Annotated in this window: 14 protein-coding genes; 10 read left to right on the top strand and 4 right to left on the bottom strand. The window is 49.8% G+C overall.

The features are described from left to right. Positions 1–9: 9 nt before the first annotated feature. Entirely contained in the window at positions 10–609 is a 600-nt protein-coding gene (locus KNO58_RS13320; protein WP_214754663.1) for a TetR/AcrR family transcriptional regulator, read from the bottom strand. Positions 610–781: 172 nt separating this feature from the next. Between KNO58_RS13320 and KNO58_RS13315 the strand changes: the two genes are divergently transcribed. Next, positions 782–1,510 carry an ABC transporter ATP-binding protein gene (locus tag KNO58_RS13315; RefSeq protein ID WP_214754661.1) on the top strand — a complete coding sequence of 243 codons (729 nt, stop codon included), beginning with the start codon at positions 782–784 and terminating at the stop codon, positions 1,508–1,510. After that, positions 1,503–2,516 (top strand): ABC transporter permease, encoded by a 1,014-nt coding sequence (locus tag KNO58_RS13310; protein WP_214754659.1) that lies wholly within the window; start codon positions 1,503–1,505, stop codon positions 2,514–2,516. Before KNO58_RS13315 ends, KNO58_RS13310 begins: the two co-directional genes overlap by 8 nt. 1 nt (position 2,517) lies before the next feature. Here KNO58_RS13310 and KNO58_RS13305 read toward each other — a convergent pair whose 3' ends face one another. Then, complete coding sequence (locus KNO58_RS13305; RefSeq protein ID WP_214754657.1) at positions 2,518–2,982, bottom strand: DedA family protein; 465 nt, start codon at positions 2,980–2,982, stop codon at positions 2,518–2,520. A gap of 243 nt (positions 2,983–3,225) precedes the next feature. Between KNO58_RS13305 and KNO58_RS13300 the strand changes: the two genes are divergently transcribed. Together KNO58_RS13300 and KNO58_RS13295 are read left to right on the top strand one after the other, a co-directional pair. Next, positions 3,226–3,918 carry a response regulator transcription factor gene (locus KNO58_RS13300; RefSeq protein WP_214754655.1) on the top strand — a complete coding sequence of 231 codons (693 nt, stop codon included), beginning with the start codon at positions 3,226–3,228 and terminating at the stop codon, positions 3,916–3,918. Beyond that, entirely contained in the window at positions 3,915–5,009 is a 1,095-nt protein-coding gene (locus KNO58_RS13295; RefSeq protein WP_214754653.1) for a HAMP domain-containing sensor histidine kinase, read from the top strand. Before KNO58_RS13300 ends, KNO58_RS13295 begins: the two co-directional genes overlap by 4 nt. Positions 5,010–5,253: 244 nt before the next feature. Here the strand turns inward: KNO58_RS13295 and KNO58_RS13290 are convergent, their stop codons facing one another. Next, positions 5,254–5,763, bottom strand: a complete 510-nt coding sequence (locus KNO58_RS13290; protein WP_251026257.1) for a glucosaminidase domain-containing protein — start codon at positions 5,761–5,763, stop codon at positions 5,254–5,256. 289 nt (positions 5,764–6,052) lie between these two features. Between KNO58_RS13290 and KNO58_RS13285 the strand changes: the two genes are divergently transcribed. Next, the gene (locus KNO58_RS13285; protein ID WP_214754649.1) at positions 6,053–6,511 is read left to right on the top strand and encodes a hypothetical protein; all 459 of its coding nucleotides are present in this window, start codon (positions 6,053–6,055) and stop codon (positions 6,509–6,511) included. A gap of 44 nt (positions 6,512–6,555) precedes the next feature. Here the strand turns inward: KNO58_RS13285 and KNO58_RS13280 are convergent, their stop codons facing one another. After that, on the bottom strand, positions 6,556–8,055 hold the full coding sequence (locus KNO58_RS13280; RefSeq protein ID WP_214754647.1) for an MDR family MFS transporter: 1,500 nt from the start codon (positions 8,053–8,055) through the stop codon (positions 6,556–6,558). A 155-nt stretch (positions 8,056–8,210) separates the two neighbouring features. Here KNO58_RS13280 and KNO58_RS13275 point away from each other — a divergent pair, with 155 nt between their 5' ends. From KNO58_RS13275 to KNO58_RS13255, 5 genes are all read left to right on the top strand, one after another. Then, positions 8,211–9,083, top strand: a complete 873-nt coding sequence (locus tag KNO58_RS13275) for a TetR/AcrR family transcriptional regulator (protein ID WP_214754645.1) — start codon at positions 8,211–8,213, stop codon at positions 9,081–9,083. A gap of 146 nt (positions 9,084–9,229) precedes the next feature. Continuing rightward, positions 9,230–10,243 carry a LacI family DNA-binding transcriptional regulator gene (locus KNO58_RS13270; RefSeq protein WP_214754643.1) on the top strand — a complete coding sequence of 338 codons (1,014 nt, stop codon included), beginning with the start codon at positions 9,230–9,232 and terminating at the stop codon, positions 10,241–10,243. A gap of 199 nt (positions 10,244–10,442) precedes the next feature. After that, the gene (locus tag KNO58_RS13265) at positions 10,443–11,753 is read left to right on the top strand and encodes an ABC transporter substrate-binding protein (RefSeq protein WP_214754641.1); all 1,311 of its coding nucleotides are present in this window, start codon (positions 10,443–10,445) and stop codon (positions 11,751–11,753) included. Positions 11,754–11,815: 62 nt separating this feature from the next. Then, positions 11,816–12,715 (top strand): carbohydrate ABC transporter permease, encoded by a 900-nt coding sequence (locus KNO58_RS13260; RefSeq protein WP_021065310.1) that lies wholly within the window; start codon positions 11,816–11,818, stop codon positions 12,713–12,715. 3 nt (positions 12,716–12,718) lie between these two features. Further along, positions 12,719–13,645: a carbohydrate ABC transporter permease gene (locus tag KNO58_RS13255; protein WP_021065309.1), complete on the top strand. Its 927-nt coding sequence runs from the start codon at positions 12,719–12,721 to the stop codon at positions 13,643–13,645. Positions 13,646–13,659: the final 14 nt, after the last annotated feature.

The following is a 13,659-nucleotide window of genomic DNA, read 5'->3' as shown; positions in this document are numbered from 1 at the left end:
TGTCTCTTTTTATGGTTTCAAGCCGCCTGCGGTCAGCGGTCCTTCGAACGTGATCGTATAGATGATGCGGGCGATGTCCTCGGCCGTTTCGGGACGGTCGTTGTACAGCCATTCGTAAATGACCCCCATATGGGCCGACGAGATGTAAGACACCAGATAATCGGCCGGCACGAGCGCTTTCGTCGCATCGAACAACACCGTCGGGGAACGTTGGAACAGCGCCGCATGCATGTACGACCGGAGCCGGGCCTGGAACTGCGGGTCACCGTTCGGTCCGAGGAGCGGTTTCATCAAGATTTTATTGTCCTCGATGAACCGGATGAACGGGACGAGCAACTCATGAGCGGCGGGTCCGCGTTGGTCACCGAAGACGCGTGGAATCTGTTTGACCAGTTTCTGTTCGGCCTCGTGAAAGATGACTTCAATCAGTTTCTCCATCAAGTCGAACTTATCCACATAGTGGCTGTAAAACGTCCCGCGATTGATACCCGCCCGTTCGGTGATGGCTTTCACCGTGACCGCCTCGAACCCGTGCTCGTCAATCAAATCCAAAAAGGCATGCTTGATCAATTGTTTCGTTCGTATGATGCGTAAATCTTCATGTCCCATCTGTTTTTTTCTCCTTTATCCAACACTTGAGTGCGGACTGTCTGATAACCGACACGATGCCCGATATTGCCGATTGTTGGGCTGTCGGACGAGGTCTATACTGAACATATAAACCAACACGGTGTCTATTAGTCAAGTGTATATGAATCGGGCATCGAAAAGGAGAATCGTTATGGACATTCAACTGAACGGCGTCAGCAAATCGTTCGGTGACCAATTGGCCATCGACCACGTCGGCTTCACCATCAACTCAGGGGACATCTGTTGCTTGCTGGGCCCGTCCGGTTCGGGGAAGACGACGCTCATTCGACTGATGATTGGTGCGTTGGCCGCGGACCAAGGTTCGATTCAAATCGGGGAGACGATCATGCCAAACATGAGCATGTTGCACAACATCGGCTTCATGCCGCAAAACGACGGGCTGTACGATGACTTATCGGCCGAGGCGAACCTCGAGTTCTTCGGTTCCATTTATAAACTTGGGAAGACACAGTTAGAACAACGCATCACCGACGTGCTCACGCTCGTCGATTTGACAGTCGACCGCAAGAAGCTCGTCCGAAACTTCTCAGGCGGGATGAAAAAACGGTTGTCGCTCGCAATCGCCATCCTGCATCAGCCGGACGTCTTGTTTTTAGACGAGCCGACGGTCGGGATTGACCCAATCTTACGCCGTCAGATTTGGGATCAGTTTCAAGCGATTCGGGCGAGCGGGACGACCATCATCGTCTCGACGCACGTCATGGATGAAGTACTCGAGTGTGACCGGGCCGCGCTCATCTATAATGGTCGCTTGATTGCCTATGATACGGTGCCACATCTGTTAGACCAGACGGAGAACGGTCGCGTCGAGGAACTGTTCCTCATCGCCGGTCGAGAAGGAGGGACGGATCATGCGTAACTTGGCGAAACGCGTCATCTTTCAGACGCTTAACGATAAGCGGAGTGTCGCCTTGATTTTGATTGCGCCGCTCCTCATCTTGACGCTCGTCTACTTCCTGCTCGGGGACTCGGATTATGTGCCGGTCGTCGTGCTCGATGAGAACGCACAAACGCAACTCGTCGAAGCGTTCGAAGCCGAGACACTCGACGTCCGGTTGGATACGGTCGACAATCCGTTCGGGTATTTAGAGGACAATAAAGACGTCGATGCGATTTTTGAAGTGACTCAGGAAGGGACGACCATCACGCTCCGAGAACCTTCGACGAAGTCTTCGAAGGCGGTACGAGAGATTCAAGCGGCGTTGTCGGCATTGAATCCGGCGGCTGATATCGAGATGAACTATGTATATGGGGAAGAAGGCCAATCGACGTTCGATTCGTTCGGCTACGTGTTCTTGTCGCTGTTCTCGTTCTTCTTCGTCTTCATCCTGTCGGCGATGGCGCTCGTCAAAGAGCGGAGCGGTGGCACGCTCGAACGGCTCCTGATGACACCAATCAAACGTGGACAGGTCATCTTAGGGTATACGCTCGGCTACGGCGTGTTCGCGGTCGTTCAATCCGTCTTCATCGTTCTGTATACGATTTACGTGCTCGGGCTGACCTCGCTCGGCAATATCGGTTGGGTGTTTCTGGTGATGATTTTAATGGCGGGGACAGCCGTCTTGTTCGGCGCAACAATTTCGGTGTTCGCCCGTTCTGAGCTCCAAGTCGTCCAGATGATTCCGTTCACGATCATCCCGCAAGTGTTTTTCTCAGGGTTAATCCCGCTCGACTTGATTCCGTACGGACTAGGCAATTTGAGCTATATCATGCCGATCTTTTACGGGGCGACCGCGATTAAAGAAGTCATGGTGTACGGCAGCGGCTTCTCTGGCATCTGGGTCTACGTGCTCGGTTTGGTCGTCTATGCCGGGGTACTCTACTTGCTCAACATGCGAGCACTCGGGAAATATCGAGGGCATTGAGTCATAAAGCGAGCACCCAATCTTGGAACTGTTGAAATGCTGGTACCTGTCCGGCCAAGCGAATCACGATGAACCAAGCGCCAGTATAAAGAAAGGCCGAGATGGCATTATAGAGCACATACGTCCGAAACTTGAGCGATGTGAATCCGGCGACGTAGTGGAGCGGATGGCGCAAACCGGGAATGAAATAAGAGATGAGGACAATCCGTGAGCCGTACGTTTCATAAAGTGCTTTCGCCCGATTCAAATATCGAGAATCGCGCTTGGAAGACGGGATCACGCGATGAAGGCCGCGACCGACAAGATAAAACCAGCTGAACGCGAGCGTAAAGACAACCCACGTCGTGAAGAAGAGCGCCCAACCAGAAGGTGCGACGGTCAGGTGGGTAATCATCAATACGTCGTCTGATAGTGGGGTAAACATGATACCGATGGCGAGCATTACGTATTGCGTCAATATATCCATATTCGTTCACTCCTTACCTTTGTCTAGTATTCCCCGACAAACGTAAGGAGTTTTTAGCATCATCTTAAGAAATCTTAAGAAGTACCACAGAAATCGTTGCAATCTGCTCGGTATCCTTAAGATAAATAGACAAGTTGACGTGTAGGATGGAACAGAAGCGGAAAAAAGATGCTACGCTAGATTCAATCGAGACGATGATTAGGACGTCCATGATAACGCGTAACTCAGGCAAGGAGGAAGATCATGCGGTCACAACCGACCATTTTGATTGCTGATGACGATGAGGCAATTCGCGAGCTGCTCGCGATTTATTTAAAGAATGAAGGGTATTTGCTTCGGTTTGCGAAAACCGGCCAAGAGGTGCTCGACATCGTCGCGCATGAACCAATCGATTTACTCATTTTGGATTGGATGATGCCCGTCATGGACGGCATTTCCACATGCATCGAAATCCGGAAGACACAGTTCATGCCAATTTTGATGCTAACGGCTAAAACGAGTGACCTGGATTTGATGCAAGGGATTTCTGTCGGAGCGGATGACTATATGAAAAAGCCGTTCAATCCGCTCGAGGTGACGCTTCGGGTCAAGTCGTTGCTCCGACGTTATCGTGACTATGGGGCACATCAAGCGAGCCAGTCTGGGAAACTCATGTTTCAAGAATTGACGCTCGACGTGCAGACGAGACAATGTCAAAAAGGCGAGACGCTGATTCGCCTCACCCCAAAAGAGTTTGATATTCTCGCCTATTTCATGAGGCATCCGAATCAAGTGCTGACGGTCGAACAGATTTATGAGGCCGTGTGGGGCGAGGATGCATTTGAGGTCGATAATACCGTGATGGTGCACATCACGAAAATTCGCGAGAAAATAGAAGATACGCCTCGGAAACCATCGTTTATCAAGACGGTTTGGGGCGTAGGGTACCGGTTATGAGACAGCGACAGTGGGACCGATTACTCGTCAAGCTGATTGGGATTATCTTGATCAATGCACTGATTGCGACGATTGCGTTTTTAATCATGGGCTACTCGATCAGTATGTATTACATTCGGAACGAGACCACGCCTGACCCTTTGACGTCCAATTTGGCGTTTTTAAGCGTGACGTTCATTACGATTATCATTTTTGTGATTGGCTTCTCGTTGATGATGCGCAAAACGTTACGCAAAATCACGTACTTATCGAGCGAGATTGAGCAAATCGCTAGTGGCGACCTCGGTCGGACGGTCGAGGTGGAAGGACGGGACGAGCTGGCTTCACTAGGGCAAAGTGTGAATCAAATGTCACAGCAACTGCAAGAATTATTCGATAAAGAACGTGCCTATGAAGAAGAACGGAACCAGTTGTTCTCTAACCTGTCTCACGACTTGCGGACACCGCTGACAAGTATTCGCGGGTATCTGCAATTGCTAGAAAGCGAACGTGTCATGACGGACGTCGAACAGAATCATTTTAACGTGTTGAATGAGAAAACGGCTCAGCTCGAACAATTGCTTGATCAGTTGATGGACGTGAATCGCTTATACTCATCTCAAGTAACGCTCTTGAAACATCGGATGAACATCAGTCTGTTGACGACGCAACTCGTCCATGAGATGGGTCCGTTGTTTGAAGAAGCAGGGTATCGTGTATCGATCAATGTTCAGCCCGATCTCTACATCGAAGCCGATCAAGACCAACTGATTCGCGTCTTTCAGAACTTGATGTCGAACGCATTGAAATACGCAACACCGGATGGACCGATCGAATTGACGCTCGTCGAACGAGATGAGTATGTCTTGTGGCAATTGTGTAACGAGACGACACCGCGGACGCTTGCATCCATCGACCATTTATTTGACCGGACGTATCGGGTGGACGCATCACGAGGCGAGACGCCGGGGGATGGGCTCGGCCTGTCAATCGCCCGGCAAATCATGCTTCTGCACGAAGGCATGCTGACAGCGTATGCATCGGGAGATAACCGAATTTGTTTTGAAGCTAGCTTTCCGATTGAACGAGGAAGCGATGCTGACAGAACTTGATGTTTTTTCGAATCACGATTTCCTCAACAAGTGATCCATTTAAAATTCGTCCATGCATTGATTCAAGGCAACCGCCAAATCGAGATTTATAAGTAAAATAAAAAAGCATCGGGGCGAATACCCCGAATGCTTGTTAACGTTTAAGTAGTAAAGCGACGCCGGTCACGAGAAGTGCGAGTCCGCTAAACAATCGTACTTGGTTGCAAGTCACTATCTTTCACCCCTGTAAGTCATTGTAGGTCATTCATTTTTTGGCGACGCGAAGTTTTGTCCGTTCCATCTCTTTGTAGATTGCAAGGATGTCGTTGCCATAGTTGCCTCTCGGCTGCATCGCCCATTTGCCTTGTAGGGCGGGCCATGTTGGTGCGGATCCTCGTTTCACGTAACGGAAGCGAGGGTCTACAAGCTTCATGTTCAGTTTGTCTTTCGAAGCGTATGCCTTCAAATGCTGAATATGGGCTGTGACGCCTTGGAAAGGCGAGCGGAACGTATGGCCTTTTACCCCATTACCCACCGTTCCGATGCCCGCATAATTGTGTTGCCTCGGGAGGACGTCCCCTTTGTAACTGAAGTAGCCGGTCTCCTTCAACGCCTGCGCGAACGCGACATCGCCACGGACACCTTCTTTTGCTCCGATGACGACGAACAACTTGGCGAGCTCTTCGACGGTCACACCTTCAAGCCGGACGTTTTTCGGATTTTTCTTTTTGACAAAGTCCGCCATCTGTTGAGGTGTTAATGCTGATGTTCCCATAATAGCACGATTTTCTTTTTTTGACGCAGCTGAAACGGATGGCATCGATATAATCAACGAAAATAGGATTAAAGCAATTCCGATCGAATAAACGAACATGTTTTTCATCCTTGTTCCTCCCTAATCAGTAAATAAACTATGCAAATAATACCATATATTAGGGTTTTAAATTATTTCATTTTGATTAAGCGGGATGAATCATCCAAATTTATGAAGTTAAATTATGGAGCATTACTTTTCACGAAACTTAAATCAATTTGCTTACGTAAATAGAAACGAGGTGATGGGAATGGAGAAACAAGCACGGATGCGTTCGATTCAATCGTATCAAAAAAGATGGATGCCCTTACACGTATCCGTCGTCATCGCGGTCGGGATGTCATTTGCGTTATTGGTCATGAACGAATTTCAAACGGGTTATGGAATCGCCTTCTTGGCGGCGCTCGTCGTGTTGATTTATTTGGAGTGGCGCGAAAGCCAATTCATGCAACGACTGACAGACGAACCGTCCGTCCAGATGTTCATTCGCCGCACGTATCTCGGCCGCAACGCCGTCTCGTTGTTCGGGGCCATCGGGTTCTGTTTGTTGTTTAAGAACGGATTCCAGTCAAATCTATTCTTATGGATGATGATTTTCTTTGGGGCGGTTGCGGGCCAAGCGGCGACGACGATGTATTACGAACGCAAGATTCGCCAGCTCGACCCGGAACATCCGAGTCGGCATGACTTGAGTTTTACAAAAGGATAAACGAAAAAACAAGCCGCCCTGTTTGGACAGGACGGCTTGTTGTGTTAATTCGCTTTTTTGAGTTCTTCATTCGAAGCATCTTCGGCAAACGTTTGGTTCTTCACATCGACGCGCTTCACGAAGAAGGCGAGGACGAGCGCCAAAATGTTCATGCCGAGTGCGACATAGAACGAGTACTGAATCCCTGAGAGGAGTGCTTGCTGAGTCAACGCGCCCATGGCACTCTCGGTGAGTGTCGCTGGGTCGACGCCGGTCATGAGCGATTCGGCTTCGGTTCGCGTCACCGAGTTCATGATGGTGACGAGGACGGCCGTACCGATTGCACCGGATACTTGTTGGGCCGTGTTGTTGATGGCCGTCCCGTGCGGGTTGAGGCTCGTCGGCAACTGGTTAAGACCGTTAGTCATAATCGGCATCATGACCATCGACATCCCGAACATGCGGAGCGTATACGTCGTCACGATGTACGTGTACGTCGAATCGAGTTGAACGTGGGCGAGCATATACGTCGAAATTGCGGTGATAGTGAGACCTGTAATCGAGAGCAACTTCGGTCCAAACTTATCGAACAGTTTCCCGGTGATTGGCGACATGATTCCCATGATGATGGCACCCGGCAATAGCATCAGCCCAGAGTCGAGCGGCGAGATGCCGCGGACGCTTTGAACGTAGGCCGGTGTCAAAATCATCCCAGAGAACATGGCGACGGCGTTGACCATCGCGATGATCGAGGCAAGCGCGAACATTGGGTATTTGTACGCCCGAAGGTCGAGTAGCGGTTTCTCCATGTTGAGCTGACGGATGACGAAGGCGATTAACGCGACGAATCCGACAATCATCGTCGTCAAGACGATCGGGTTGTCCCAGCCATCCGAACTCGCTGAGCTGACACCGTACAAGACGCCACCGAATCCAATCGTCGACAAGACGAGTGACAGATAGTCGAGCGATTGTTCTTTGTTTTGGACCATGACGTTCTCGGCTTTCCAAATGGCAAGACCGAGACCGATGATAGCGAGTGGGAGAATCATCTCAAATAAGACGCGCCAGTCGTAATACTCGACGATATAACCTGAAAGCGTCGGTCCGATGGCTGGTGCGGAAATCATGACGAGACCGAAAATCCCCATCGCCGTTCCACGTTTTTCACGCGGGAAACTGACGAGCATGACGTTCATGAGGAGTGGACCCATCGTCGAGGCACCGACCGCTTGAATCATCCGACCGGTGAGTAAGACACCGAAGTTCGGTGAAAAGGCGGCGATGGCCGTCCCGATAGCGAAAATCGCCATCGAGGTGATGAAGAGGCTTCGGTTCGAGAACCGGGTGATCAAGTAGGCCGATGCCGGGACGAGCACACCAGTCACGAGCATGAAGCCTGTCGCGAGCCATTGCACGGTCGAGTAGTCGGCAATCTCCAAATCGACCATGATCGATGGGAGCGCGACGTTAAGTAAAGAGTTGTTCAGGAAGGCGATGAACGCCCCCGCAAAGAGGACCGCGAGCATGAGATACGGCGGTTTCTTTTGGAATTCTGGTTTCATACGAATTGCTCCTTTATGTTCTGAATAGTTATATACTAGTAAGTGTCGATGTGATGATTTTATACCCGTCGTATAAATAAATCAACCATTTTGTACTATCAGTTCAAAATGATATACTGAATCTATAAATGAAACAGAACGGAGCAGGAAACGATATGAAAGATAAGAAACGAAAAGTTGCCGATGTCGCCATGAACCTCTTCATTGAGAACGGGGTCCAACAGACGTCGGTCCAAGAAATCATTGAGCGGGCGAACATCTCGAAAGGGACATTCTACAATTACTTCGCCTCGAAGACGGACTGTGTCGCCAATATCCTCGAGAATTTGCGCTATGATGCCGGCCAACGCCGCATCGAGATGCAGATGGGACGGGACAAGCGTGACAAGGACGTCTTTATCGAACAGATTTCGATTCTGATTCAACTGAATGAAGAGCGGAACCTTCACGCCTTGTTCGAGTCAATCATGTCGGCGAACGAGCCCGAGCTGAAGAAGCTCGTCTTGCAGCACCGAGTCTATGAGATTGAGTGGCTTGCCATGCGTTTGACCGAGATTATCGGTGAGGAGATTCGCCCGTACTCGGTCGAGTTGACGGTGCTCTTCAATGGGATGTTGCAACATATCCTGTTCACGCTCCGCATCACGAACACGGCCTATTCGATTCAGAAATTGATTCGGAATTTGTACGCGTACGTCGAGCTGATGGCGGCCCGCATGGTTGAGACGAACGAGCATATTTTAAATCCGGTTACGGTCGACCAAATGCGCGGCACGACGGATAAAAACCTCGTCACGAAAGACGAGTTGATTGAGATGGCGGAACGGATTCATGCACACGTCAAGATGACCGAAGAACAAGCGGATTTGTTTGAGGCGATCACGTATGAGTTGCATCAAGACCGGTTGCGGAAGATTGTCATCGAGCAATTGCTCAAACCGTTCCAACGTCTGTTCAAAGGTGTAACGGGAGAGACGGAAGTACAGAAATTTACGAATCTCGTTTGGCTGTATACACGGACACACTAACGACAAAAAGTGTTTGGATGCAGTAATATAGAAGAAAAACGGTACGAAAATAAATCTCAAAATATTCCACGAAAAAGAATTGATTCCTACAAATTCATGCGCTACAATCAAATTACCGAAAGCGCTTTCGGGAAGAGGAGACTGACATGGGTACGATTTATGATTTAGCGAAAAAAACAGGCTTTTCCATCACGACCGTTTCCAAAGCGTTAAACAACTACAAGGACGTTAGTGAGAAGACGAGAGCCAAAATATTACAAGCTGCTGCTGAGATGGACTACTTGCCAAACGCGCACGCACAGTCGTTATCGACGAAGAAATCGTGGGCGATCGGCGTCATGTTCTCAGAGGCGAATGAAGTCGGAATGAAGCATCCATTCTTTAACGGCATCATTGAAAGTTTCCGTCACGCCACCGAGGAACATGGCTATGATTTGATTTTCGCCTCACGGAACCTCCGCAATCGTGACATGAGTTACCTCGAACACTTTAAACATCGAGCGGTCGACGGCATCGTCGTCATTTGCTCGGACCGGATGGATGAGCAAGTTCAAGAGCTCATGCAAAGCGACATCCCGATCGTCGTCGTCGACATGGACAGCGCCAATTGCAGCGTCGTCTACTCGGACAACACGGCTGGAGCTCGCCTTGCGGTCGAGTACTTGTACGGGCTGGGCCACCGTGCCATCGCACACATCGCCGGAGATTCGTCGATTGATGCCGGTGCGGCCCGCGTCAAAGGATATGAGCTTGCAATGCAAGCACTCGAGTTACCGATTCAACCAGGGTACTTGGTCAACGCCGGGTTCTTCTCGGTCGAGGAAGGTAAGCGAGCGATGGAGAAGCTGCTGCAACTCCCATCTCCGCCGACTGCCGTCTTCGTCGCAGGTGACCAAATGGCCATTGGCGCGATTGAAGCCGTTCATGAACACGGCCTCCGGGTGCCAGAAGACATTTCCATCATCGGTTACGATGACATCGAGATGATTAAGTACATCACACCGAAGCTGACAACGATTCGTCAAGATACAGACGAAATCGGGGAAGCGGCTGCTGAACTGTTGATTGAACAGATGACGGCCAAAGAACGACGCACCGAACGACGCGTCATCCCAGTCCGCTTGATTGAACGGGCGTCATGCGCGCCGGTCAAAAAGTAAACAAGTCACGATGATCTTTCGAAGTCGCTCTGTTCGCTTCAGCGGAATGGAGAGAAGAGAGCGATTTCGAAAATCATTCATCCTAAATCGAAACCGCTTTCGATATTTTATTTTTGATGTTTTCGAAAGCGCTTTCGACAAATTATTACCTCTTCTTGCAAACGCTTTCTCAAAACTACTTATAAAGGATGGTTCACACATGCGTAAAAAATTAGTTAGCTTACTCTCTATCGGAGCACTATCAGTCGGCGTCTTGGGTGCATGCTCAAACGATGAAGGTTCTTCAGAATCGTCAAACGGAAAAGACGACGTTCTCAAAGTTTGGTCGTTCACGGATGAACTCAAAGAGCCAATCAAAACATACGAAGAGAAGAACGGCGTCAAAGTCGAATTGACAATCGTTCCAATCGCGGACTATCCGACAAAACTTAAGCCGGCACTTGAAAGCGGCGTTGGGGCACCGGACGTCTTCACAGGCGAAATCGCGTTCCTCAAGCAATGGGTTGACGCAGGCTACTGGGAAAACCTTTCAGACGAGCCTTACAATGTCAATGAAATCTCAGACGACTACATCCCTTACGTCTTCGACCTCGGGAAAGACAAAGATGGCAACGTGCGCGCTCTCTCGTGGCAAACGACACCAGGTGGCGTCTACTACAAACGTAGCTTAGCGAAAGAAGTCCTCGGGACAGATGACCCGACTGAAATCGGAAACATGATGAGCTCGATGGACGGCGTCTTAGAAGTTGCTGAGAAGATGAAGCAAAAAGGCTACAAAATGTTCCCAGACGAAGGCGCGATCCGTTGGTTCTCACAAGGCGCGAACCCAGAAGCATGGGTAAACGACAACAACGAACTCGTGTTGACAGAAGACAAAATCAACTACATGGACTACGCGAAAGAACTTCGTGAGAAACAATACACGGCACTCGCTCCAGAATGGTCACCATCTTGGTTCGAAGGCATGTCGAAGCCGATCAAAGTTAAAGAAGGCGGCAAAGAGACAGAGACACAAGTCTTCTCTTATGTCCTCCCAACATGGGGTCTCCACAGCGTCTTGAAAGACAGCGCGAAAGACACAGCCGGTGACTGGGCAGTCACGAACGGTCCAAGCCCGTACTTCTGGGGTGGCACATGGCTCGGCGTTTATGAAGGATCGAAGAACAAAGAAGCTGCATATGATTTCGTTAAGCTCATGACACAAGACGAAGAGTTCTTGACTGGCTGGGCTGAAGAGACAGGCGACGTCCTCGCTTACAAACCAGTTACCGACAAAATCAAAGACGACTTCAGCGATGAGTTCCTCGGCGGACAGAACAACTACGACTTCTTCCTCGACCAAGCGGATGAAATCACACCAGGAATCGTCACGAAATACGACCAACAGCTCGACACGCTCTACGGCGCTTCAGTCCTTCAGTATGTAGAAGGTAAGAAGTCGAAAGAAGAAGCAATCGAAGAGTTCAAAAAACAAGCGAAGAACGCTTACCCAGACATTACAGTTGACTGAAGCAAGCTAACCCGTGGGGGGATTTCCCCCCTGAAGGGTTGCTATGGAAGGAGTAACACGACGTGAAAAAACTAGACCGTTACGGCTATGCGTTTATTGCCCCATTTTGGGTCGTCTTTTTGACATTCAGTATCTACCCGGTCTTCTTGACCCTGTACTACAGTTTCACCAACTATACCGGCAGCCAAGGAGAAGAGGTCGTCGGCTTTGCGAACTACGCGCGCCTGTTGACAGACACATACTTCATCGAGGCGTTCGTCAATACGATCAAGATTTGGGGAATAAACTTTGTCTTGCAAATCGGTCTCGCACTGGCACTCGCGCTCTTGTTCTCAGATTTACGTTTGAAGTTGAAGGGCCTCGCGTTCTTCCGCTCATTCTTCTATCTTCCTAACTTGATTACAATCAGTTCGGTCGCGCTCTTGTTCGGAATCTTGCTCGACTGGCAACATGGATCACTCAACATGATGCTCTTGAAACTTGGTATCATCTCTGACCCGATCAATTGGTTATCGCAACCGGTGACGGCACAACTGTCCGTCTCACTCATTTTGACATGGATGTGGTTCGGTCACTCGTTCATCATCGTCATGGCCGGTGTATCGGGAATTTCACAAGATTTCTTCGAAGCCGCCCATATCGATGGCGCGAACCGTTGGCAGATGTTCACGAACGTCACGGTCCCATTACTCAAACCGATTCTTTTGTACATCATGATCACGTCGCTCATCGGTGGTCTCCAACTGTTCGATCTTCCGCTGTTATTGACGGATGGAATCGGCGCCCCAGATGGCTCACTGAACACGATGGTTCTCTACTTGTACAACCAAGCATTCAAATATAACAACTATGGCTATGCGGCAGCGGTCGCTTACGGCTTGTTCTTGATTACACTCGTCTTCTCGGCGATCGTCTTCAAAGGTATGTTCCGTAAAGAACGCGCTGCGCAGAAGGGAGCATAAGCAATGGAACAAAATGCAGAATCACGGCGTATGCTCGCCGACAGCGAAGTTCAGCCGCCGCGCGAGGAGAAACCGCTCCGTGTGCTACCGCCCAGTAAGAAACCGAAAAAGAAATGGTTCAGCCGTGGCTTGATTTACACGGGCTTGATTATCTTAACGATTGTCTGTTTCATCCCATTCTTGATGATGCTCGTCAACGCGACTCGGACGAACGGTGAAATCATGTCTGGTTTCTCGCTCATCCCGGGATCGGCGCTCGTCGACAACTATGCGATTTTGAGCGACTATATCAACATCTGGACCGGCTTTAAAAATAGTTTGATTGTTGCGGTGCTCGTGACGTTGCTCTCTGGTTACTTCTCAGCGATGACCGCATTCGGATTCGCCTTCTATAACTTTAAAGGCAAAAACGTGATGTTCATCTTCATGCTCGTCATGATGATGGTTCCAGGGCAACTCGGACTCATCGGGTTCTACGAGATTTCGAAGACGCTTGGGATTCTCGATTCGTTCATCCCGCTCATCATCCCGTCAATCGCCAGTCCGTTCGTCGTTTTCTTCATCCGCCAGTATACACAAGCGACGTTGCACGTCAGCATGATTGAAGCGGCGCGCATCGATGGAGCGAGCGAACTGCGCATCTTCCATACGATTGCGCTCCCGATGATGATGCCGGCCGTCGCGACGATGTCGATCTTCACGTTCATCGGCTCGTGGAACAACTACTTGATGCCGCTCGTGCTCTTGTTCTCACCAGAGAAGTACACGTTGCCGGTACTCATGGGCTTCTTGAAAGGTTCACAAGTCGCCGAGAACCTCGGTGCCCTTTACCTCGGTATCGCCATTTCGGTCGTGCCAATCATGATCGCCTTCTTGTTCTTGTCGAAATATATCGTCAGCAGTATCTCGGCTGGTGCGGTCAAAGAATAACTAGAGAGAAAAGA

Source organism: Exiguobacterium sp. J17977 (assembly GCF_018616375.1).
GTDB classification, from domain to species: Bacteria; Bacillota; Bacilli; order Exiguobacteriales; family Exiguobacteriaceae; genus Exiguobacterium; species Exiguobacterium mexicanum.
Note: the sequence above shows the minus strand (reverse complement) of the source record. Positions and strands in the feature narration are given on the sequence as shown.